The 21,821-nt window shown below is 69.7% G+C and carries 24 protein-coding genes and 1 pseudogene; 15 read left to right on the forward strand and 10 right to left on the reverse strand.

Annotated features, from left to right (window positions below; all coding sequences use genetic code 11):
- Positions 1-88: 88 nt before the first annotated feature.
- Positions 89-1,501, forward strand: coding sequence for a short-chain fatty acyl-CoA regulator family protein (locus tag CLV01_RS27945; RefSeq protein ID WP_099732703.1), 1,413 nt, complete (start codon positions 89-91; stop codon positions 1,499-1,501).
- A 36-nt stretch (positions 1,502-1,537) separates the two neighbouring features.
- Here CLV01_RS27945 and CLV01_RS27950 read toward each other — a convergent pair whose 3' ends face one another.
- The gene (locus tag CLV01_RS27950) at positions 1,538-2,503 is read right to left on the reverse strand and encodes a ferritin-like domain-containing protein (protein ID WP_012207662.1); all 966 of its coding nucleotides are present in this window, start codon (positions 2,501-2,503) and stop codon (positions 1,538-1,540) included.
- A gap of 332 nt (positions 2,504-2,835) precedes the next feature.
- On the opposite strand from CLV01_RS27950, the gene CLV01_RS27955 reads away from it, so the two are divergent.
- On the forward strand, positions 2,836-3,186 hold the full coding sequence (locus CLV01_RS27955; protein ID WP_043821710.1) for a hypothetical protein: 351 nt from the start codon (positions 2,836-2,838) through the stop codon (positions 3,184-3,186).
- Between the two features lie 67 nt (positions 3,187-3,253).
- Here CLV01_RS27955 and CLV01_RS27960 read toward each other — a convergent pair whose 3' ends face one another.
- Complete coding sequence (locus tag CLV01_RS27960; protein WP_013800491.1) at positions 3,254-3,460, reverse strand: hypothetical protein; 207 nt, start codon at positions 3,458-3,460, stop codon at positions 3,254-3,256.
- Positions 3,461-3,731: 271 nt separating this feature from the next.
- On the opposite strand from CLV01_RS27960, the gene CLV01_RS27965 reads away from it, so the two are divergent.
- From CLV01_RS27965 to CLV01_RS27975, 3 genes are read left to right on the forward strand one after another with little or no spacing between them, the layout of a single operon-like run.
- A complete protein-coding gene (locus CLV01_RS27965) occupies positions 3,732-4,055 on the forward strand; it encodes a hypothetical protein (protein WP_099735032.1) in 324 nt (107 codons plus the stop codon).
- A 26-nt stretch (positions 4,056-4,081) separates the two neighbouring features.
- Positions 4,082-4,603, forward strand: coding sequence for a low affinity iron permease family protein (locus CLV01_RS27970; RefSeq protein WP_043821626.1), 522 nt, complete (start codon positions 4,082-4,084; stop codon positions 4,601-4,603).
- A gap of 33 nt (positions 4,604-4,636) precedes the next feature.
- Positions 4,637-4,870 (forward strand): hypothetical protein, encoded by a 234-nt coding sequence (locus CLV01_RS27975; RefSeq protein ID WP_013800488.1) that lies wholly within the window; start codon positions 4,637-4,639, stop codon positions 4,868-4,870.
- 7 nt (positions 4,871-4,877) lie between these two features.
- Here CLV01_RS27975 and CLV01_RS27980 read toward each other — a convergent pair whose 3' ends face one another.
- Positions 4,878-5,756: a c-type cytochrome gene (locus CLV01_RS27980; protein ID WP_099732702.1), complete on the reverse strand. Its 879-nt coding sequence runs from the start codon at positions 5,754-5,756 to the stop codon at positions 4,878-4,880.
- A gap of 72 nt (positions 5,757-5,828) precedes the next feature.
- Here CLV01_RS27980 and CLV01_RS27985 point away from each other — a divergent pair, with 72 nt between their 5' ends.
- The 9 genes and pseudogenes from CLV01_RS27985 to CLV01_RS28025 all read left to right on the forward strand — a co-directional run bounded on the left by CLV01_RS27985 (position 5,829) and on the right by CLV01_RS28025 (position 15,361).
- Positions 5,829-6,215: a c-type cytochrome gene (locus CLV01_RS27985; protein WP_047218768.1), complete on the forward strand. Its 387-nt coding sequence runs from the start codon at positions 5,829-5,831 to the stop codon at positions 6,213-6,215.
- 46 nt (positions 6,216-6,261) lie between these two features.
- Positions 6,262-7,149, forward strand: a complete 888-nt coding sequence (locus tag CLV01_RS27990) for a cytochrome c oxidase subunit II (RefSeq protein WP_257221548.1) — start codon at positions 6,262-6,264, stop codon at positions 7,147-7,149.
- Positions 7,128-9,676: pseudogene (locus CLV01_RS27995) on the forward strand (cbb3-type cytochrome c oxidase subunit I). Before CLV01_RS27990 ends, CLV01_RS27995 begins: the two are co-directional and overlap by 22 nt.
- A 100-nt stretch (positions 9,677-9,776) precedes the next feature.
- A complete protein-coding gene (gene otsB, locus CLV01_RS28000; RefSeq protein WP_257221549.1) occupies positions 9,777-10,532 on the forward strand; it encodes a trehalose-phosphatase in 756 nt (251 codons plus the stop codon).
- Positions 10,529-12,055, forward strand: a complete 1,527-nt coding sequence (locus tag CLV01_RS28005; protein WP_099735031.1) for an alpha,alpha-trehalose-phosphate synthase (UDP-forming) — start codon at positions 10,529-10,531, stop codon at positions 12,053-12,055. Before otsB ends, CLV01_RS28005 begins: the two co-directional genes overlap by 4 nt.
- A gap of 111 nt (positions 12,056-12,166) precedes the next feature.
- Complete coding sequence (locus CLV01_RS28010; protein WP_099732699.1) at positions 12,167-13,255, forward strand: acyl-CoA dehydrogenase family protein; 1,089 nt, start codon at positions 12,167-12,169, stop codon at positions 13,253-13,255.
- A complete protein-coding gene (locus CLV01_RS28015) occupies positions 13,243-14,001 on the forward strand; it encodes a PIG-L deacetylase family protein (protein WP_099732698.1) in 759 nt (252 codons plus the stop codon). The genes CLV01_RS28010 and CLV01_RS28015 overlap by 13 nt, the downstream gene beginning before the upstream one ends.
- Entirely contained in the window at positions 13,998-14,606 is a 609-nt protein-coding gene (locus CLV01_RS28020; RefSeq protein ID WP_071956938.1) for a class I SAM-dependent methyltransferase, read from the forward strand. The genes CLV01_RS28015 and CLV01_RS28020 overlap by 4 nt, the downstream gene beginning before the upstream one ends.
- Complete coding sequence (locus tag CLV01_RS28025; RefSeq protein WP_099732697.1) at positions 14,603-15,361, forward strand: glycosyltransferase; 759 nt, start codon at positions 14,603-14,605, stop codon at positions 15,359-15,361. The genes CLV01_RS28020 and CLV01_RS28025 overlap by 4 nt, the downstream gene beginning before the upstream one ends.
- Here the strand turns inward: CLV01_RS28025 and CLV01_RS28030 are convergent.
- From CLV01_RS28030 to CLV01_RS28040, 3 genes are all read right to left on the reverse strand, one after another.
- On the reverse strand, positions 15,331-15,891 hold the full coding sequence (locus tag CLV01_RS28030; protein WP_099732696.1) for a DinB family protein: 561 nt from the start codon (positions 15,889-15,891) through the stop codon (positions 15,331-15,333). The genes CLV01_RS28025 and CLV01_RS28030 overlap by 31 nt on opposite strands.
- A 22-nt stretch (positions 15,892-15,913) precedes the next feature.
- A complete protein-coding gene (locus CLV01_RS28035; protein WP_099732695.1) occupies positions 15,914-16,771 on the reverse strand; it encodes a PhzF family phenazine biosynthesis protein in 858 nt (285 codons plus the stop codon).
- 63 nt (positions 16,772-16,834) lie between these two features.
- A complete protein-coding gene (locus CLV01_RS28040) occupies positions 16,835-17,239 on the reverse strand; it encodes a VOC family protein (protein ID WP_099732694.1) in 405 nt (134 codons plus the stop codon).
- A 69-nt stretch (positions 17,240-17,308) separates the two neighbouring features.
- On the opposite strand from CLV01_RS28040, the gene CLV01_RS28045 reads away from it, so the two are divergent.
- A complete protein-coding gene (locus CLV01_RS28045) occupies positions 17,309-18,676 on the forward strand; it encodes an aminotransferase-like domain-containing protein (protein WP_099732693.1) in 1,368 nt (455 codons plus the stop codon).
- Here CLV01_RS28045 and CLV01_RS28050 read toward each other — a convergent pair.
- The 4 genes from CLV01_RS28050 to CLV01_RS28065 are packed head-to-tail and all read right to left on the reverse strand — an operon-like array spanning position 18,660 to position 21,815.
- Entirely contained in the window at positions 18,660-19,100 is a 441-nt protein-coding gene (locus CLV01_RS28050; RefSeq protein ID WP_099732692.1) for a nuclear transport factor 2 family protein, read from the reverse strand. The genes CLV01_RS28045 and CLV01_RS28050 overlap by 17 nt on opposite strands.
- Positions 19,101-19,105: 5 nt before the next feature.
- Positions 19,106-19,897: an SDR family NAD(P)-dependent oxidoreductase gene (locus CLV01_RS28055; RefSeq protein ID WP_099735030.1), complete on the reverse strand. Its 792-nt coding sequence runs from the start codon at positions 19,895-19,897 to the stop codon at positions 19,106-19,108.
- Positions 19,898-19,902: 5 nt separating this feature from the next.
- Positions 19,903-20,463 (reverse strand): DUF3833 domain-containing protein, encoded by a 561-nt coding sequence (locus tag CLV01_RS28060; protein ID WP_099732691.1) that lies wholly within the window; start codon positions 20,461-20,463, stop codon positions 19,903-19,905.
- The gene (locus tag CLV01_RS28065) at positions 20,460-21,815 is read right to left on the reverse strand and encodes an MFS transporter (RefSeq protein WP_099732690.1); all 1,356 of its coding nucleotides are present in this window, start codon (positions 21,813-21,815) and stop codon (positions 20,460-20,462) included. Before CLV01_RS28065 ends, CLV01_RS28060 begins: the two co-directional genes overlap by 4 nt.
- Positions 21,816-21,821 lie beyond the last annotated feature (6 nt).

Below are 21,821 nucleotides of genomic sequence, written 5' to 3' on the forward strand. Positions count from 1 at the left end.
AGCCATAGGGCTGAAAAGGCGAATTCTTGCGAAACGAATCCCACGATATTGCGAATTCTGCGAATAACAGCCATCCGAGGAAACAGGCATGAAGAAGACATTCATGGGCGTCAAGCTGCGCAAACTGCGCGCGGAGCACGGCCTGTCCCAGATCGCCCTGGCCCACACGCTGGGCCTGTCGCCCAGCTACCTGAACCAGCTGGAGCAGAACCAGCGGCCGCTGACGGTGTCGGTGCTGCTCAAGCTCAACCGCGCGCTGGGCGTCGATATCCAGCAGTTCTCGGAGGACGAGGAAGCGCGCCTGGTCGCCGGCCTGCGCGAGGCCCTTGCCGAGGCGCCCGAATCCATTGCCCTGCCCGAGCTGCAGGAAGTCGCCGCACAGATGCCGGCGCTGGGGCGTGCGGTGATGGCGCTGCACCGCCGCCATCTGGAAGCCCTGGAGCGCATCGAGAGCATGTCGCTCAGGCTGGGCGATGACCGCTCGGACATGCCGGTGGCGCGCACCATGCCGTTCGAGGCCGTGCGCGATTTCTTCTTTGCGCACCAGAACTACTTCGATGAAGTGGACCGCGCGGCCCAGGCCCTGGCCGGCGAGGCGCGCGCGGACCCGGGCCATCTGGCGGACTGGCTGGTCCGGCGGCTGCAGCAGCGCCACGGCGTGCAGGTGCATCGCTCGGAAGACTCCCGGCAAAGCCAGCGCCGCTTCGACCCGGCCACGCGCTCGCTGTGGCTGTCCTCGGCGCTGGAGCCTGCGCAACAGGCCTTCCAGCTGGGCACGCAGCTGGCCTTGCTGGAGATGGGCGATACGCTGGACCGGCTGATCGCCACCGCCGCCTTCCAGGGCGACCCGGCGTCATGCAAGCTGGCCCGCGTGGGCCTGGCCAACTACTTTGCGGGCGCGCTGCTGCTACCCTACGACCTGTTCCTGGAGGCGGCCGAGCAACTGCGATACGACATCGACCTGCTGGGCCAGCGCTTTGGCGTGGGCTTTGAAACCGTCTGCCACCGCCTGAGCACCCTGCAGCGGCCGGGCGCGCCGGGCGTGCCCTTCTTCTTCGTGCGCGTGGACCGCGCGGGCAATATCTCCAAGCGCCAGTCGGCCACGCATTTCCACTTCAGCCGCACGGGCGGCACCTGCCCGCTGTGGACGGTGTACGAGGCCTTCGGCCAGCCCGACCAGGTGCTGCGCCAGCTCGCCAGCATGCCCGACGGGCGGCGCTACCTGTGGATTGCGCGCTCGGTCTCGCATGGGCAGCGCGGCTATGGTTCGCCGCGCAAGACCTTCTCCATCGGCCTGGGCTGCGACATACGCCATGCCTCGCGCCTGGTCTATGCCAAGGGGCTGGACCTGGGCGATCCGGAATCGGCCACGCCCATCGGCATGGGCTGCAAGGTCTGCGAACGCGACCAGTGCACGCAGCGCGCCTTTCCCTATGTGGGAAAGGCGCTGCATGTGGATGAGAACGCCAGCCGCTTTGCACCCTATGGCGTGGGCGGCTGACGATGCTGTGGCCCGCGCGGTGCGCGGGATGCGCGGTCAGGCTGCGCTGCGGTAACGGTCGCGCAGGTCGCGCACTTCATCGTGGTTGCGCTGGGCACCCTGGGCCTGGCGTTCCACCACCACGCGCACGGCCGGTGGCAGCGGTTGCTTGAGCGCCTTGCGGTACTGGGCGAGGGCGGAGTCCTCGCCGCGCTCGCATTCCTCCAGCACCGCCTTGTCGTCCTGCGAGGTCAGGGCCGTCTTCACGGACACCCAGCCCCGGTGCAGCGCGCCGGCCACCGTGCCGCCCGATGCCGGCTCTCCGCCGAGCCTGCGGATTTCCGCTTCCAGCTCCCGCGCGGCAACACCGCACTCGGTGGAATGGCGCATGAACAGGGCCTTGAGGTCGGGCGAGTCGGCGTTCTCGGAGGAGGTGCGAAAGCCGTACTCGCCATCGCGGCAGGATTCAAGCAGGTCGTTGAGCACGTCCACCACATCGTCGTTGTCGATATCGCCCGTATAGGCGGGGGCGACGATGGTGCCCGTCTCGTCACGAACATCACGGCTGCCTGCGCGCGCCCAGGCGGCGCGGGCTGCGGGCCGGGCCTGGTCCCAGTCCAGATGGCTGGCGCCACGGCGTGTGGTCCATTCGCGCTCCCACTCGGCGTCGAAGGCATCGAAGTCGGCATCGCGGCGTGCGGCGGCAGCGTTCCAGCCCAGCTCGTAGGCGGGACGGTATTCCTCGTAGCTGCGGCCAGCCACGTAATAGGGCTCGCTCTGGTAGGCATCGCGCCAGTAGGCATCTTCAACCGTGGGGTTCACGGCCTCGGCCGCACCCTTGCCGGCCAGCCCGCCGACCACGGCACCGGCCACGCCGCCCACGGCAGCGCCGATGGGGCCACCCATTGCGCCGAATGCAGCGCCGGTGACGGCGCCGCCTGCTGCGCCTATGCCGGTGCCCACCGGGTGCGCGCCGGGTGCGTCGGACAGCGGGTCACGGTTTGCGGGGTTCGATTGCGTCATGGAATGTGCTCCTTGGCAGTTGAAAGTGATTCCTATGCTGATGGCCGCAGCGGCCGTCCGGCGTGCGCGCTTGCGGCCATGTGCCGTAGGAACGCAGCGCCCTGCCCTTGCGGACATCGCGCCAGTCCCCTGTGGCCATTTTTCGCACCCCGGCACAGGGCAAACACAGGGCAATCGGCGTGCCTGCCGGCCCTCCCGCATCGGACTGCATCCGAGCGCATCGGCACGCTCCTACCTCCAGGAAAGTGCTGTGCCCACCCCCGCTGCAAGCCCGCGCAGGCAGGCTTGGCCCATGACCCGGCCACGGTGGCCGGACCCCCTTGGAGAACACCATGCGCACCCCGAACAACACGGCTGCCACCGGCAGCGACACTCCCCGGATCGACCGCAGCGAAGACGCCAGCGCCGACCTGCCCGAAGGCAAGGACATCAACGAGCACCTGAGCGCGGAAAAGGATGTGGCCGATTCCATCGCCGAGGCCTCGGCGCACCGTTTCGACGACATGCCGCAGGACGGCCCGCTGAACTTCGACGATGGAACCGACATGGGCCACCCGCGCGGCAACACGCAGCGCGAAGGCGGCACATGGCAGGCCGAGGGCGCGGACAGCGGCAGCCTCAGGCCGCCCGCCGAAATCCTGTCCGACCGCAATGGCCCCAGCGACCGCAAGAACGGGCGTTGATGCACCCTCGCACGCCATGAAAAAAAAAGGGCACCCGAGGGTGCCCTTGTCGCGAGGAAACGGCAATTCATCCAGCGCCGCGGTCACCGCCTGGTCCGCCGCCCTTGTTCTGGCGCGTCTGGGCCTGGTTGCCGCTGCCGACATGGGCCTCGCGGTCATGGCGGCTTTCGGGCGTTCGCTGGCCTTCGTTCCTTTGCGTGGGCGGCTTCGCGCCCTGGCGGTTGTGATCGTTCTCCACCTTGCCCTTGCCGGGCTCCTGTCTGTCGCTGCTCATATCGCGCTCCTTGTCTAGGGTGCCGGGCCCCATCGCTGCAGGGCCGGACTTCCAGTCTAGGCAGCGCGCAAGGCCCAGGCAGCGGGTCATGGGCGCCCGCCGGCGTGGGGCGTCTCCCACAGGGCAAACGACGTGCCTGAGAACGGCGTTCATGCGCGAGGCATCTTTTCGTTCCTGCGCTTTCGGCGTGGTCCCACGGCGGCTGCGCACGGGCGAAGAGACCATGACCCAAGCGCCGCCTGCGCAGGCCCGCGAACGAAAGGAAGACGCCATGAAAGACAAGACCCCATCCGCATCCAAGTCCTCTGCACCCACACAGGCGAAGCCGTCGGGCGATGGCAAGACCAAGCTGCCCGGCCAGGTGGGCAAGGCGCCGCATGCGCCCGGTGAATCCGATGCAGCCGACGCATCCGAGCAAGGCCTGCGCCTTCCGCACGAGCGCGACCAGAGCCTGGACGCCACCAGCGATGCGCCCGATCCGGTGATGCGCCAAGCCCATGACGACATTGTTTCCGGCCAGGTGGATACCGACATGCGTCAGACGCCGGGACTGGATGCCGAGCAGCGCAAGAAGATGGTGCGCAAGCAGCCTTGATCGATTTTTCCGGACGGTTTTCCCCCATGCAAAGCACAAGTTCCACACCAAGCCGCCGCACACCGGGAGACGCCCTGGGCTCCATGCCCGAGACCAGCAGTGCCTCGTATGCCGACCACTCGCGCCTGCTGTCGGCCTTCGATCATTTCGCCAGCAGGGTGACGCGCTGGGCCGGCACGCCCATGGCCTTTTGCGTGGCCCTGATCTGCGTGGCCGTATGGGCCGTGGCGGGGCCGATGTTCCATTTCTCGGAGAACTGGCAGCTGGTCATCAACACGGGCACGACCATCGTGACCTTTCTGATGGTGTTCCTCATCCAGCAAAGCCAGAACAAGGACAGCGTGGCCCTGCACCTGAAGCTCAACGAGCTGCTGGCAGCCAACAAGATTGCCAGCAACCGCATGATCGGCATCGAGGGGCTGGACGAGGAGCAGCTGCAGCAAGTGGCGGCCTTCTATGTCAACCTGGCCGCCCGCGCGCGCGAAAGCGGAGCCTGCAAGGAATGCCACTCCATCGACGAGGACGACCCGGCACGGCCCGGCAACTGAGGCGGCCTGACTGCACTCCATCCAGTAGAACCCATGCCAGACATTCCCGATTGGCTCCAGTGGCCTGCCTTTGCGGCCTCCCTCATCGGCGCATGGTGGGTGGGCTCGCGTTCCGCCGGGCGGCGCAATGTGGGCTTCTGGATCCTGATGCTCAGCAATGTGCTGTGGGCGCTGTGGGGATGGTCCTCCGGCGCCTGGGCACTGGTGACGCTGCAGGCCTGCCTGGCCATCACCAACATCCGCGGCTCCATCAAGGCCGAGCGTTGAGCCAGCGCTAGCGCAAGCTGGCCAGGTAGGCAGCAATGTCCCGTGCATCCTGCTCGGCGACCCCCATGGCGGGCATGGCGGTTCCCGGCTTGACGGCGTCGGTCTGCACCAGCCAGCGCACCATGTTGTCGGGCGTGTTGTCCAGCACGCCGGCAATGCGGGTGCGGCGCGCCATGCCGTCCAGCGGCGGCCCCACCTGCGGGCTGGCCTGGGCCTGGCCCGCCACCGTGTGGCAGCCCACACAGGCGTACTGGTACAGGGCCCGCTGCCCGCGCACGGCATCACCGGGCCGCAGCGCCCGCACGGGCGGCCTGCACGGCTGGAAGACATCGTCCCGGCCCGCGTGTCCTGCGGAGCCCACCACCCAGTCCTGCCCCGCCATCGCGGCGAACTGCGGCGGCGACAGCTGCGGCATCTTCTGCACGAAGGCGACCACCGCCCAGAGATCGTCCTCCGACAGGCGAAATTCCCAGGAAGGCATGCCCGTCATCTTCAGCCCGTTGCGCGTGAGCCAGTACAGCTGGCCGGCGCTCCATCGCTGCGTGGCGTCGATCAGGGGCCCGGGCAGCGGCTGCATGCCCTGGCCCGCCGCCCCCTGGGCCACGCCGGGGCCGCCGTGGCACTGCACGCAGTGCTGGCGATAGCACTGCGCACCGCGCGCCAGCATGGCTTCGTCCGCCGCGCGCGGCGGCTCCAGGCCCCGCGCGTGGTAGCGCACGGACTGGCGCATGGCAATGTCCAGCAACTGGTAGACCGGCTTCAGGTGCTGGCGATTGGCGGCCACGTTGTAGACGCCGCTGGACACCAGGGCGGCAGCCAGCCCCGCTGCCGCGCAGGCAACGGCCAAAAGCGTGAGTGCCACGGTGCGCAGCTTGGTGGAGGCCATGAGAAATTGTCCTACCCGCCCTGCTGCGCGAATGTCAGCAGATCCTGATTGGGGACGCGGAATAATTTCCCCATGCCCGAGGCGCTCCCCTCCTTCCTGCACCGGCGCCAGCGAGTCGCCGCAAGCCTGTGTGCCGCTTTCTGGCTTGCGTGCGGCGGTGCGGCAGCTGGCGAGGAAAGCGCTTCGGTCGAGCGCGGCAGGCTCCTGCTGGCCCAGTACCGCTGCGGCAGCTGCCACAGCATTCCTGGCGTGGCCGATGCCCGGGGACGGGACGCCACGCCGCTGGATGGCTTCGGGCGGCGCAGCTATATCGCCGGGCGGCTGCCCAACCTTCCGGACCTCCTGAGCGCCTGGATCGTGCACCCGCAGGCACTGGTGCCCTCCACCACCATGCCGTCGCTGGGCGTATCGGCCGCGCAGGCGCGCGACATGGCGGCCTACCTGGGCAGCCTCCAATGAGCGGCACGGCGGCCGCCACCCCCAGTCATCGCTGCATGCGGGCAGCGTGCAGGCGGCCTCGTTCGGAGAACTCAGTGCCGTGCTGTCCGTGGGCGCGGCAGCGCTGCTGCTGGGCGTGATGCTGCTGCTGGCCCTGTCACTGGGCCGCGCGCGCCCGGTGCGCGTGCGCCTGTGGCTGGTCGGTGGCGGCATCGCCCTGCCCGTTGCCGTGCTGACAGCCCTGTTCTTCTACGGAGAAAGCCGCCGCCCCGACTGGCGCCCCATGCCCCCGGCCGACGCATTGGTGGTGACCGTGACGGCACACCTGTGGTGGTGGGACATACGCTACAGCGATCCGCGCACGGGCGCCGAGTTCGTGACGGCCAACGAGGTCCGGCTGCCCGTGGGCCGGCCCGTGTACTTCGCGCTGGCCAGCGGCGATGTGATCCACAGCTTCTGGGTGCCGGCACTGGGCGGAAAAATGGACATGGTGCCGGGCCGTCTGCAGCACCTGCTGGTACAGCCCACAGCCGAGGGCCGCTGGCGCGGGCAATGCGCCGAGTATTGCGGCGAGCAACATGCGCGCATGGCGCTCGACGTACTGGTGGTGGCGCCGCAGGCGTTCGAGCGCTGGTCCGCCGCGCAGGCGCGGCCCGCCTCCGTTGCCGTGAACCACCCGGGGCTGCAGGCCTTCGAGAAGCACCGCTGCAGCTTCTGCCACCGCGTGCGCGGCGTGGCCGACGAGGCCTCGCGCGGCCTGGGGCCGGACCTGACCCATGTGGGCGGCCGCCTGTCGCTGGCCGCCGCCAGCCTGCCCAACACGCCACAGAACCTTCGCTCCTGGATCACCCATACGCAGCAGCTCAAGGCCGGGGCGCGCATGCCCTCGGGCGCCGGGCGTGTGCCCGACCACGAACTGGAAGACATCGCCGCATGGCTGAGCACCCTGAAATAGATGCTGCCCCGCCGCACGGCTTTCCCAGCGCCCTGCCCCGCCCCGCCGGCGAGCGCGAAGCACTGGAGCGTGCCTGGGCACGCCCGCGCGGCTGGCGCATTTTCAGCGCCGTGAACAACACGCAGATCGGCGCCTTCTACATCGTGACGGCTCTGCTGTTCTTCGTGCTGGGCGGCATCCTGGCGCTGGTGATGCGCGTGCAGCTGGCCGTGCCCGACAACGACCTGCTGGACGCCGCCACCTACAACCAGATGTTCACCATGCACGGCACGGTGATGATGTTCCTGTTCGCCGTGCCCGTGGTGGAGGCGATTGCAGTCTTTCTGCTGCCGGGCATGCTGGGCGCCCGGGACCTGCCCTTTCCCCGGCTGTCCGCCTATGCCTTCTGGGCCTATGCGATCGGCGGCCTGGCGTTCTTCTGCACCATCTTCTGGGGCGTGTCGCCCGATGGCGGCTGGTTCATGTACCCGCCGCTCACGAACAAGCAGTACTCGCCCGGCATCGGCGCGGACTTCTGGCTGCTGGGCATCGGCTTCATCGAGATCTCGGCGATTGCGGGCGCCATCGAACTGATCGTCGGCATCCTCTTCACGCGCGCACCGGGCATGACGCTGGGCCGGATGCCGGTGTTCGCCTGGGCCACCCTGGTCAGCGCGCTGATGATCGTGTTCGCCTTCCCGGCCGTGATCGCGGCCACCACGCTGCTGGAGCTGGAGCGCGCCTTCGACTGGCCCTTCTTCAATCCGCAGTCCGGCGGCGACCCGGTGCTCTGGCAGCATCTCTTCTGGTTCTTCGGCCACCCGGAGGTCTACATCATCTTCCTGCCTGCGGCCGGCATGGTGTCCATGATGGTGCCCGCCATGGCAGGCACGCCCCTGGTGGGCCAGCGCGCCGTGGTCTGGGCGCTGGCCGGCGTGGGCGTAGTCAGCCTGCTGCTGTGGATACACCACATGTTCGCGGCCGGCCTGGGGCTGACGGCGCTGCTGCTGACTTCCATCGCCAGCTTCGTGGTGGCCATTCCGAGCGGGCTTCAGGTCTTCGCCTGGATTGCCACCTTCTGGCAGGGCCGCGTGCGCATGGACACGCCCACGCTGTTCCTGCTGGGCTTTCACTTCATCTTCGTTCTGGGCGGGCTGACGGGCGTGATGGTGGCCGTGATTCCGTTCGACTGGCAGGCGCATGACAGCTACTTCATCGTCGCCCACCTGCACTACGTGCTGATCGGCGGCATGGTGTTCCCCGTGTTCGCGGCCCTGTACTACTGGCTGCCCGTGTTCAACGGCGCGGCGCTGTCCGAGCGGCTGGGACGCTGGATATTCGCCCTGCTGTTCGGCGGCTTCAACATCGCCTTTTTCCCCATGCACCTGACAGGCCTGCTGGGCATGCCGCGCCGTGTCTACACCTACGCGGACGCGCTGGGCTGGAACGGGCTGAACCTGCTGTCCACCGTAGGCGCCTTCATCTTTGCGCTGGGCGTGCTGCTGCTGTTCATCGACGTGGCCCGGGCCGTGCGCCGGCCGGACCGCGACCATGGCAATCCCTGGCGCGCAGGCACGCTGGAATGGCTGCCGCCGCGCGAGTACGGCGTGCGCAGCATTCCCGAAGTGCGCGGCACCGAGCCGCTGTGGGACCGGCCATCGCTGGCGCAGGAAGTGGAGCAAGGCCGCTACTGGCTGCCCGGCACCGTCTTCGGCGGCCGGGAAACCCTGCTCACCGATGCGCGCAGCGCCCGGCCCGTGCAACTGCTGCGCCTGCCCACCGACGGCTGGCCGCCGCTGCTGGCCGCAGCGGGCACGGCCGCCTTCTTTTTGCTGCTGACCGTGGAATGGGTGGCGCTGGCCTTTGCCTGCGGCCTGGGCGCCATCGCCGCCATGCTGGCCTGGATCTGGCAGCTGGACCGCACTGCGCCGGCCCCCGGGCCGAGGTGGCCACGGGCATCTTCCTGCCCGTGCAGCCGGCCGGCAGGCGATCGCATTCCTGGTGGGCCGTGCTCATCCTGTGCACGGTGGACTTCACGGTCTTCGCCTCCTTCGCCTATGCCTACATCCACCTGTCGATGGCGCTGGAGGTCTGCCCTCCGCCGGGCGCGGCCCTGCCCGCGCCCTCCCGGGCAATGGCCAACGTGCTGCTGCTGGCCGCCAGTGCCCTGCTGCTGCGGCACTGCACGCGCTCACCTTTGGGAGACGGACCGCACAGGCAGCGCCTGCTGCGTGCCTGCGCCTTGGGGGCCCTGGTGTGCGCGGTGGGGGCCTTTGGTCTGTCGCTGGCAGGCCATCTGGATGCGGGGCTTTCACCGCGTGCGGACGGCTGGAGCGCGGCCGTGGGCGTCATCGTGGCCTACCAGGGCTTTCACTGCGTGCTGATGATGGTGCTGGGCGGCTTTTTGCTGGCCCGATCATGGTCCGGCCATCTGCAGCCCGGGGCGCGCGCCACGCTGGACAACGTGGGCCTGCTCTGGCAGGCCGCAGCCCTGCAGGGCATTCTGGGCGAGGCCATTTTGCGCCTGGTGCCGGCGCTCATGGGCTGACCGGGCCGCTTTCATCGAGAGACTGCGGCGCATGGCCGATCCCCGCACAAGCGCTCGGCTGACGGCCGATGGACGCGGCACTCGATACCTTGGTCTCTCCATGGAAACACCTCCGCTCCCCACCTGCAGATCCGCGCTGTTCCTCGACTTCGATGGCACGCTCGTGCCCCTGGCCGAGACACCGGACGCCATCAGGCCGGATCCCGCCCTGCTCCCGCTGCTGGCCGGCCTGCAGGGCCGGCTCGATGGCGCGCTGGCCATCATCACAGGCCGTCAGATCGAGGTGCTGGACCGCTACCTGGCGCCGCTGTACCTGCCCGCCGCCTGCGAGCATGGCCTGCAGCGGCGGGATGCCGCAGGCCGTCTGCACCCGCAGCCATTGGCCATGCCAGAGACCGTGCTGCAGTTGTGCAATGCCTTGGCGGCCGATCATCCCTTCCTGCTGGTGGAGCGCAAGCGCTCCTCGGTCGCACTGCACTACCGGCGCGCGCCAGAATTGGCGGCGCTGTGCCTGGATACATTGAGCCGCGCACTGCGGCACCTGCCCGGTCTGGAGCTGCTACACGGTAAATGCGTGCTGGAGGTCAGGCCTGCGGGCGTGGACAAGGGCCGCGCCATTGCGGCCTTCCTGCGCGAAAGCCCATTCGCTGGCCGCGTCCCCGTCTTCGTGGGCGACGATGTCACCGATGAAAGCGGCTTTGCCGTGGTGCAGGCGCTGGGCGGCATGGCGATCAAGGTGGGCGAAGGCGCAAGCGGGGCCCGCCACCGGCTGGACAGCCCGCAGGCCGTGCACGCCTGGCTGCAGTCCGCATGCATGCACCTGGCGGCACAGACCTGCGCGGAGGCCCTGCCATGAGCCGGCTGGTGGTGATCTCCAACCGCGTGGCCGATCCGGGCAGGACTGCAGCCGGGGGCCTTGCCGTGGCCATGGGCGATGCGCTGCGGCAGACGGGCGGCCTGTGGTTCGGCTGGAGCGGAACCGTCACCGACGACGGTGCCCAGGCAGCGCCTGCCGGCCATGTGCACCGCACCCAGGCCGGCAAGGTCACGCTGGCCACGGTGGACCTGGACCGCGCGGACCACGACAGCTACTACGCGGGCTACAGCAACGGCGTGCTGTGGCCTGTCTTCCATGGCCGGCTGGACCTGGCGAACTTCGACACGGGCCTTGCGGCCGGCTACCGCCGCGTGAACCAGCTGCTTGCGCGCCGGCTGCTGCCCCTGCTGGCAGAGGACGACATCCTCTGGGTGCATGACTACCACCTGATCCCGCTGGCGGCCGAGCTGCGCGCCCTGGGCTGTCGCCAGCGCATCGGCTTTTTCCTGCACATCCCATTGCCCCCGCCGACCCTGCTGGCGGCCATTCCCGAGCATGCATGGCTGATGCGCTGCCTGTTCGCCTATGACCTGGTGGGCCTGCAGACCCGCCAGGACGTGCAGCATTTCGAGCGCTATGTCTGCGAGGAGGCGGGCGGCCAGGCCCTGGGCGACGGCGCATTCCGCGCCCATGGCCAGCGCCTGGTTTGCCGCGCCTTCCCCATAGGCATCGATGTGGAAGGTTTCATGGCGCTTGCACAGGGCGGCGCCTCGCGGGACATGTACGAGCGCATGAAGCACGAGTACGCCCAGCGCCGCCTGCTGCTGGGCATAGACCGGCTGGACTACTCCAAGGGCCTGCCGCAGCGCCTGCGCGCCTTCCGGGAGCTGCTGGCCCGCCATCCCGAGCAGCGCCGCCGCGCCACGCTGATCCAGATCGGCTCGCCCACGCGCGAGGGCCTGGACGCGTATGCCGACATACGGCGTGAACTCGAATCGCTGTGCGGCGCCATCAACGGCGACTACGGCGAGCTGGACTGGATGCCCGTGCGCTACATCCACCAGACCCTGCCGCGCGACGGCATTCCGGGCCTGTGCCGCGCGGCGGCCGTGGGCCTGGTCACCCCGCTGCGCGATGGCATGAACCTCGTGGCCAAGGAATACGTGGCGGCCCAGGAGCCGGCCGACCCGGGCGTGCTGGTGCTGTCGCGGTTTGCCGGCGCTGCCGAGCAGCTGCAGGAGGCGCTGCTGGTCAATCCCTACGACGTGCACGGCACGGCAGCCGTGGTGCAGCAGGCCCTGCAGATGCCGCTGCAGGAAAGGCGCCAGCGGCACCAGCGGCTGCTGCAGCGCATTGCCGAGCAGGACGTGCACTGGTGGCGCAAGGCCTTTATGTCTGCGTTGAAAGAGGCCAGGCCGATGGAGCACAGGGAAAGGGAAGGCTTCGGCATCCCCGTTCCCTCGATCAGGCAGGAGCAGGCACCGCTGCGCCTGGAACTGGCCGCCTGCCCTGCCGACGGTGTGGAACGGGACGCCTGCCGGTCGGTGATCTCCGACAGGTAATGCCTTCCTGCTCCTGCGGCGCCGCGTTCATCCTCCCGGCACCATGGCATCGCCTGGCGTCGCCCCCCAATTCCAGGCTGCGCAAGGCACGAAAAAGGAAGGTGAGCGGTGATGGCCCAGCACAACGACGAGCACGCCAATGCGTGGACATGCAGCGACACGCTGGCCCAGGCCTTGCGCGGCCATGCGGACCTGTCGCCGGCGGACCAATTGGCCCTGCTGGTAGCGCAGGGCGCCGACCGCCTGCCGCTGCCGGGCCATGGTCACACGCTGCAGCGCTGGCGAGCACTGGCCGAAGTGGCTGCCCACAGCCTGGGCCTGGCCAAGCTCTATGAAGGTCATACCGATGCCCTGGCCATCCTGTCCGAACTGCAGGCCGACCTGGCCACCGAGGGACTGCGCTGGGCCGTCTGGTGCGCCGAGCCGCCGGGCGAGCGCGTGCAGGCCACGGCGGCATCTCCCGACGCCACGCAACGCACGACGCTGCAGGCAGGCTCGGCGGTTCGCCTGTCCGGCCACAAGCCCTGGTGCTCCGGCGCCCGCGCCGTGGACCGCGCCCTGGTCAGCGGCTGGCTGGCGGACGGCCAGCGCTGCCTGATCGCCGTCACCATGGACCAGCCCGGCATTCGCAGGGACGACAGCCACTGGCAGGCCGTGGGCATGGCCGCCAGCGCCAGCGCCGATGTGCACTTCGACGGTGCCACTGGCGTGCTGGTCGGGGCCCCGGGCCAGTACCTGAGCCGCCCCGGCTTTCACCATGGCGGCGCAGGCGTTGCGGCCTGCTGGCATGGCGCGGCAGCGCGCATCGCCAGCCATCTGCAGCAGGCCGTTGGTCAAGGCGAGGACCCGCACCGCCAGGCCCACCTGGGTGCGCTGGACGTGGTCCTGGCCAGCGCGGCCGGCCTGCTGCGCGACGCTGCGGCCTGCATCGATGCCACGCCCTCGGACCCCTGCCTGCTGGCCGTGAGCCGCGCCCGCCTGGCCGTGGAAGCCGCCGCCGAAGAGGTGCTGCGGCGCGTGCCGCGCGCCATCGGTCCCGGCCCGCTGTGCAAGAACAGGGGCCTGGCACAGCTGATGGCCGACCTGCCCGTCTTCATCCGCCAAAGCCATGCCGAGCGTGACCAGGCGGCGCTGGGCCGCCTGCTGGCCGAGAAGGCACAGGCCTCGCAGGCACCGGGAGGCGCGGCATGGATGCTGTGAAGCCGCGCCTCATCGAGGGCCGGGGCACGCCCGAATCGCGCTGGCAGGCCTGGTTTGCGCAACGCCGGCCAGCGCAGGTATCCATGGACGACCTGCTGGACGGCCGGCGCCGCGTCGTCATCGTCGCGCCGCACCCCGATGACGAAATCCTGGGCTGCGCCGGCCTGCTGCACCGCTGTGCCAAGCGGGGCATGCTCTGCCTCATCGTCTCCGTGACCGATGGCGGAGCCAGCCACCCCGACTCGACGCTGTGGCCGCCGCAGCGTCTGGTGCGCGAGCGCGTGCAGGAGAGCACCCAGGCCCTGGCCCTGCTTGCGCCGCAGGCGCAGGTGCTGCGGCTGGGCCTGCCCGACGGCCATATCGCCGAGCATGCAGCGCAGTTGCTGCAGCGGCTGGAGCAGTTGCTGCAGCCCTCGGACGCACTGCTGTGCACCTGGCGCGAAGACGGCCACCCGGACCACGAGGTCACTGGCCAGGCCTGCGCCACGGCGGCCCGGCACGCGGGCTGCCGGCTCTTCGAGCTGCCGATCTGGGCCTGGCACTGGGCCGAGCCCGGCGACGCGCGCGTGCCCTGGCACCGCGCCGCCGCCATTGCGCTGGCGCCGCAGGAACTGGCGCTCAAGCGCAAGGCCCTGTCGTGCTTTCGCAGCCAGCTGCTGCCAGACCCGTCCACGGGCCGCGACGCCGTCCTGCCGTCCTGGGCCACGCAGCGCCTGCTGCGTCCGTTTGAAGTGGTGTTTCTATGAACGGCGCCAGGCAGCACTTCGAGCAGATGTACCAGGCCGACCCCGACCCCTGGCAGGTCGCATCGCGCTGGTACGAGCGGCGCAAGCGCGACCTGCTGCTGGCCGCCCTTCCGCGCGAGCGCTATGCCCACGGCTTCGAGCCCGGCTGCGGCAATGGCGAGGCCACGCAGCGCCTGCTGCAGCGCTGCGACCGGCTGTGCGCCGTCGATTTCTCGGACAGGGCCGTGGATCTGTGCCGCCAGCGGATTGCACCGCAGGACCGCGCACGCCTGGACCTGCAGGCCCTGCCCCTGCCCTGGCAATGGCCACAGGTGCCCCAGGTGCCGCAGCAAGGCTTCGATCTCATCGTGGTCTCGGAGCTCGCCTACTACTTCGACGACGCGGCACTGGCGCATTTCAACCGCCAGTGCCTGGCCTCGCTGCAGGGCGGCGGGCACTGGCTCATGTGCCACTGGCGGCATGGGGCGCACGATCACCTGCAGACCACTCGCACCCTGCATGACAGCGTGTCGGCCCATGCGCAGCTGCACTTGCTGCTGAGCCACAGCGAGCCGGATTTCCAGCTGGACATCTGGCAGAAAACCCCTGAAAGGACGGACAGATGATCGGCGTGTGCATCCCAGCCCATGACGAGGAAGACCTCATAGGCCGCTGCCTGGACAGCGTGTTTTGCGCGGCCGCCCATGCCGACCTGCAAGGCGAGACCGTGGCCGTCGTCGTGGTGCTGGACAGCTGCCAGGACGCCACCGAATCGGCCGTGCGCCGCTGGCCCGCCATCCCGTTGCCGATTGCCGCGCGCAACGTGGGCAAGGCCCGCGCGCTGGGGTCGGAGTACCTGCTGCTGCTGGGCGCCCGCTGGCTGGCCTTCACGGATGCCGACACCACGGTCTCCCAGAGTTGGCTGGCAGACCAGCTGGCGCTTCAGTCCGACGTGGTCTGCGGCACGGTGCAAGTGGCCGACTGGTCGGCCCACGGCGTCCAGGCGGACACGGCGCGGCGGCACTTCGAGACCACCTACACGGACCGCGACGGCCACCGCCACGTGCACGGCGCCAACCTGGGCATCTCAGCCTGGCACTACCGCCAGGCCGGCGGGTTCGACGCACGCACCTGCGGCGAGGACCAGGACCTGGTGGACCGCCTGGCGGCCGGCGGCGCCCGCATCGCCTGGTCGGCCCGGCCCCGGGTGATGACCAGCGGCCGCGCCTACTCGCGCGTGGCCGACGGTTTTGCCGGTGCGCTGCGCCAGGGATGGACCCTGCCCGGCGACGCGCCACCTGAGCTGCCCGTGCTCCAGGGCGCCCTGGCGCAGCAGGCCCTGGCCCTGCCTCAACCGCAGGCCGTCTCGTCCACGCGGTAGCAGTCCCTGAGGAACACCGGCAGGTCGTTGGCCGGCGGCACGAAGGGCACCTGGTACATCATGTCGCTGACAAAGCCACGGTGGTAGCTGCCGTGGTTCACCACGTGCAGCACGATCTGCTCGCGCGTCATGGCGCCCTGCCCGCCGCCCACGAACTCGAAGTGCACGACCTTCGCCAGTTCCTCGTCCGGGCATGCGTCGACGAACTCCACATACCAGCGGTCCATTTCCTGCACCGATTCCCACAGCGCCGGCAGCGTGGGCGTGTGGTCGGTGTTGCGCATGGTGTAGCCATGTTTGCGGCCCTGCAGGTGGTGCCTGAAGATGTCCTCCACCACAAGGACGTGGTTCAGCGTGCGCACCATGTTGCCGAAGCTCGTGGGGCGCTGCTTCAGGGCCTCGCCTTCGGGCAGTTCCATCACGCTCTTGAAGGTCAGGCCGTTGGCCCAGGCCTTGTAGCGCACCAGCATTTTCAGGTTGGCCCTGGCCGATGAGACGGGAGCGCGCGGGCTCTCTTGTATCGCTGTCATTCGTGGGTTCTTTCGGTGTGGATCAAAGGCCGCTCAGTGCGCCTTCGACATGGGTGCGCGCCGTGCCGCCCACCCAGACCTGGCCCGTGCCGTCACGGGTCAGGAAGATGCGGCCGTCACGGCCCAGACAGCGGCCCTGGGCGGCAATGTAGTCGCTGTCCATCACCCCTGTCGCAAACAGCCACTGCGCCAGCGAGGCGTTGAGGCTGCCGGTGACGGGGTCTTCGACGATGGCGCCCTGGTGATCGGAGAAGAAGGCGCGCACCTCGCAGGCGACAGGGCTGGCACCGCCGACACCCCTGGCATAGGGCCCCACCACGCCCACGTCCATGCGCGTGGGCCACTGCCGGGCCGGGTTCAGCGCAAGCACCTGCTCGGCCGAGGCCAGGCGGATGCCCAGCCAGCCGGGGCCGTTGTCTATCCACGAGGCGGCCTGCACCTCTTCGGCAGTGATGCCCAGCATGCGCAGCGCGGCATCCAGCTCATCGGCGGTGGGCGCGCCAAAGCGCAGCATGGGCGGCGCGGCGAATGCCAGCCGCCCATGCTCCTGCCGTATCTGCACCAGCCCCGCCCCGCACTCCTGGACGATGTGGCCTGCGTTCCTGGGCGCACCGCGCTGGGACAACCAGGCATGGCAGCTGCCCAGCGTGGGATGGCCGGCAAAAGGCATCTCCCGGTCCAGCGTGAAAATCCTCACGCGGTAGTCGGCCTGCGCCTGCGTGGGCGGCAGCAGGAACGCGGTTTCGGAGAGGTTGAACCAGCGTGTCAGCTGCTGCATCTGTGCGGTGGTCAGCGCCTGCCCACCGGTGATCACGGCCAGCGGATTGCCGGACAGCGGGCCGCTGGCGAAAACGTCGACCATATGAACGGCAATGCTCATGAAGACAGTCCTTGTTGCATGGAAAGGAAAAGAAAGGGAGACGGGCGACGGGCCCGATCTGCGCTACGGCTGCACATCGGCGCGATGCACCACATGGACCTTGTTGCCGTCGGGATCGCGCAGGTAGGCGCCGTAGTAGCCATCGCCGTAGTGCGGGCGCGGGCCGGGCGGGCCTTCGTCGCTGCCGCCCCGGGCCAGGCCGGCGGCATGGGCCGCGTCCACCGCGTCGGTCGACGGGGCCACAAAGGCCACCATGGCGCCATTGCCCGCCGTGGCCGGCTCGCCGTTGAAGGGGCTGTAGACATAAAAGCGCGGCAAGGCCGCCGGCGGCGCCACCCAGCACAGCGCGGCCGGCCCGCCATCGGGCTGGACAGCGCGGCGCTGCAGTCCCAGCGGGAAAAGCACCGCGTCATAGAAGCGGCCGGCCCGCTCGAGATCACGGGCGCCGACGGTGATGTGGCTGAACATGGAGCGAACGTTACACTATCGACAAATGAAATAGTGTCACGGCACACTCATTTTTTCCTTGCCCCGACCATGCTCCTGCCCTCCCCCTGGACGCCCCGTCTTGCGCGCATTGAAGCCAGTGCCGCCGAGCGGCTGGCGCGTGCCCTGGCCGACGACATCGTCGAAGGCCAGCTCGCCGGCGGCGACCGCCTGCCCGCCCACAGGGACCTGGCCGACAGGCTGCAGATCGGCCTGGGCTCGGTGACCAGGGCCTATGCGCTGCTGGAGCGCCGGGGGCTGACACGCAGCGTCAAGGGCCGGGGCACCTTCGTGGCGTCACAGCAGGCGCAGGCTGGCGAGGACATCGACCTGTCTTCCAACGCGCCGCCGGCCGCCATCAGTGCGCGCGTTCTGGCTCGTACGCTGACCGGGATTGCGCGCAGCATCGATGCCGATCATTTCAACTTCTATGCCCCGCCCCAGGGCCACCTGGAGCATCGCCGCGTGCTCGTGCGCTGGCTGCAGACGCTGGGCCTGAACGTGGAACCCGACCACATGGTGCTGACCAGCAGCGCGCGCCAGGCGCTGTCGCTGGCCTTCGATCTGGTCTGCCAGCCCCGGGGCCGGCTGCTGACCGAGCGCATCACCTACCCCGGCGCCATTGCCCTGGCCCGGCGCAAGGGCTGGGCCCTACAGGGCCTGGCCATCGACGCGCAGGGCCTGCTGCCGCAGGCGCTGGCCGATGCGCTGGAGGGCATTCCCGCCGCCGAAGGCAAGGTGGTCTACCTCACCCCCACGCTGCACAACCCGACCACGGCCACCATGGGCGCGGAGCGCAGGCAGGCGATCGTGGACATCTGCCGCAGCGCAGGCGCCTGGATCATCGAGGACGGCGTGTATGCCGCCTGCTTGCCCGATCACGCACCCTTGGCCCATCTGGCCACGCTGGCGCCCGAGATCACGCTGCATGTAAACGGGCTGTCCAAGTCCCTGGGCCCGGGGCTGCAGGTGGGCATGCTGGTGCTGCCCGCTTCGCTGTGCGGCGCGGCTGTGGAGCTTGTGCAGGAGATGTCCATGGCGCCTTCGGCCCTCTCCTGCGCCGTGATCGATGAATGGCTGTCGCACGGCGTGGTCGCTTCCCTGCAGGCCGACCTGCGCCATGAGGCACAGCGGCGCTGCCGGCTGGCCGCATCACACCTCGCCTCACACCTGAGTGGCTCCGGCCTGGTGCTGCACCCCGAGGCCTACAACGCCTGGCTGCCCATGGAGCGCGAAGCCGCCGGCCGCCTGGTATCGGCCGCAGCGGCGCTGGGTTTGAAGCTGACCGATCCGGGCTCGCTCATGGTGGACCCGCAGGAGCAGGCCAGCGGGCTGCGCATCTGCCTGGGTGCGCCGCGTTTCGACGCGCTGGACGGCGCCCTGGCGCAGCTGGCCCGGCTGCTTACTGCGGCGCCCTGAGCTTGTGCTGCAGCGCCCTGGCCACGGCGCCCAGCACGGGAACCTTGGCGAAGATTTCCTCCACCGGGTCCCAGAAATCCCGGTGCGTCGCCACCAGCCCGTCGCCATCGAACTGCAGATAGCTGGTGCCGCAGATGTGCATGGGCTGGCCGGATGCCCGCACAAAGCCCAGCTCCCACAGCAGAAAACCGCTGTCGCCCTGCACCGCGCCGTGGCTGACGGCGAAGCGGGGCCGGTCGAGCTGCTCGAACATGTGGGCAAACACGCGCTCGATCGCAGCGTGGCCGCGCACCTCGTTGAACGGGTCCTTGAACAGGGCCTGCTCGGCATACAGGGACAGCAGCGCCGGCAGGTTGTCGCGGCGCAGGGTCTCGTAGGCCTGGGCCAAGCGGGCCAGTCGCGGATCGGGTATGCCGCTGCTCATGGGTTTCATGCTCCGGTGAAGCGGCGGACCGCAGAGAAATACCAGGCGTCGGGGAGGCAGCGCAGCAGGCGCACCCAGCGCGTGAAGCGACGCGGAAAATTCATCTCGAAACGCCCCTGCGCCCAGCCCTGCAGCATATGCCGGGCCGCCTCGTCGGCGCCGATCAGGGCCGGCATGCTGAAGCTGTTTTGCGCCGTCAGCGGCGTATCGACAAAGCCGGGATTGATGATGGACACGCCCAGGCCCAGGCCATGCAGGTCCAGATAGAGGTTTTCCGCCAGGTTGTTGAGCGCCGCCTTGGTGGGGCCGTAGGCCAGGGACATGGGCAGCCCCCGGTAGCCGGCCACCGAGCCGACCAGGGCCAGATGGCCCCGGCCAGCCTTGAGCAGCATGGGCAGCACGGCATCGAGCAGGTGCAGCACGCCGCCATAGTTCACGGCCAGGTGGTGCTGCATCTCGGCCAGGTCGAACTCGGTGGCGCGCAGGGGCCGGTAGTGGCCTGCGCAGTAGAGGATCAGGTCGGGCGCCCCGCCCGCGTGGGCCAGCACGGCCTGGGCGGCCGCATCCACGGCGGCGGCATCGGTCACATCCAGCGGCAGGGCCAGGCAGCCCTCGCGACCGCGCACGAAGTCCTGCAGCGCGCCGCCGTGCCGTGCGGAGACGATCACGCGGGCGCCCTGCCGGTGCAGCGCCTCGGCCGTGGCACGCCCTATGCCCGAGGAGGCGCCCACCACCCATGCCGAGCGTCCCTTCCAGTCAGCCAGCAGCGGGTTCAGCCCGCGCGAGAACAGCGGCATGGCCATCACTCCTTGACAAAGGACAGCGTCACATCGCCCAGGTGCACGCCGAGCTTGCTCATGGCCGTGCGGTTGAGCAGGGTGCGCCCGTCCATGAGGTACATCCAGTCATCCATGTGGACGTTCCAGACCCGCCCATTCACGGGCAGGGCCAGCACATAGCTCCAGCGGATGGCATTGCCCGCGCTCTGGCCCTGGGCCTCGCCCACCACGTCGTCGGCCCGGCCGCTGTAGCGGCCGTCGCCCAGGTGGCGGATATGCCAGACCCGCTCCTGGGTGCTGCCGTCGCTGTAGACGAAGTGCTCCTCCAGGGAGCCCTCGTCGCCATTCCAGCGGCCCGTCATGCGCACGGTGAATCGCTTGACCACCTTGCCCGATCGGTCCGTGAACATGCCATGCGCCGTCAGCGGCCCGTTGAAATACTGGCGCAGGTCCAGCTGCGGCTGCTCCTTGGCGTAGTCCTGGACCGAAGGCCCGGCACAGCCCGCCAGGGACAGTGCCAAGGCCGCCCCCAGGCAGACGCGCCGCAGCGGCGAAAACGAAGCGCAGTGGGTGATGTGGCTCATGTGTGACTCCAGGAAGAATGCAATCGCTCGGCGCGCCAAAGCAGCAGCGCCGCCGCCAGCTTGAGCAGGCAGGGCAGCCCGCCATAGGCCCAGGCCAGCGCCTGCAGCCCGGCCGGGTCGGTGCCGCCGCTGCGGTAGCCCGCGGCGGACAGCAGGGGCAGGGCCAGGCCTGCGGCCAGGGCCAGGTTGAGCTTGGTGGCGCAGGTCCACCAGCCCAGGTAGCGGCCCTCGCCCCGGCCGCCCTGGCCGGACTCGTGGATCACGCCCGTGAGCAGTGCGCCCGGCAAGGCCAGGTCCGCGCCCAGGGCCAGCCCGCTGGCCAGGCAGATCACGGCAAAGGCCATGCTGTCGCCCGCGCCCAGCCAGGGCGTGACGCCGAAGGCCAGCACGCTGGCCAGCATGCCCGCGCGCCAGCTGGGCGCCAGGCCCCATCGCGAGACGGCCTTCACCCACAGCGGCAGGCCCAGGGCCGCCGCGCCAAAGAAGCACAGCAGCAGCAGGGGCTGCAGTGCAGGCGCCTGCAGCCTGTCGGCCACAAAGAAGGGCAGCAAGGTCGCGGGAACGGCCGCGGCCACGCCATTGAGCATGAAGATGGCCAGCAGCCGGCGAAACCCGGCATCCGCCCACGGAGAAGTGGAAGAGGCCAGCTCGGCCGAGGCCGGGGACTCCGCTTGCGGCATGCGGGGCGCAGAGGACACATGGGACACATGGGACACATGGGACACATGGGGCACAGGAGCCACGGGCGCCCGGAGCCGGTACAGCCCCATCAGCCCCAGCGCCAGGCCCAGCGCCAGCACGGCGCTGGTGGCGTCAAGGCCCATCACGGCCGGCAGCACGCTGGCCAGCAGCACGCCCGCCAGCGTGGCGCCCTCGCGCCAGGCCGTCACACGGGCACGCCAGGCGGGCTGGCCGCCCCAGCGGGTGCCCCAGGCCTGGTGGAGGATGGTGACGAAGCTGTAGGCCAGCGTGCACACCAGCAGGCTGCCGGCCAGCCAGCCCAGCATGGCGGCCTCGGCGCCGCGCGGCGGATGCCACAGCGCCCCAAAACCCAGCACCATCAGCAGGCTGCCCAGCGCAGCCGCCCGCCAGGCCGGCCGCACACCGCCGCGCAGCAGCCTGTCGGCCTGGCGGCCAATGGCCGGATCGACCACGGCATCGAGCGCCCGCGTGGCCAGCAGCACCGCGCCCAGCCCGGCCAGCGGCGCGCCGGCCACGCTGGCGTAGTGGTAGGGCAGGTTCACATACAGGGGCAGGGACACAAAGGCCAGCGGCGCGGCCAGCCCGCCATAGGCCAGCCCTGTGCGCCAGGGCAGCACGGGGGCAGGAGCGGGGGCGGGGACGGAGGTCATGGCATG

It is taken from the genome of Delftia sp. 60 (assembly GCF_002754395.1).
Taxonomy (GTDB): Bacteria; Pseudomonadota; Gammaproteobacteria; order Burkholderiales; family Burkholderiaceae_C; genus Comamonas; species Comamonas acidovorans.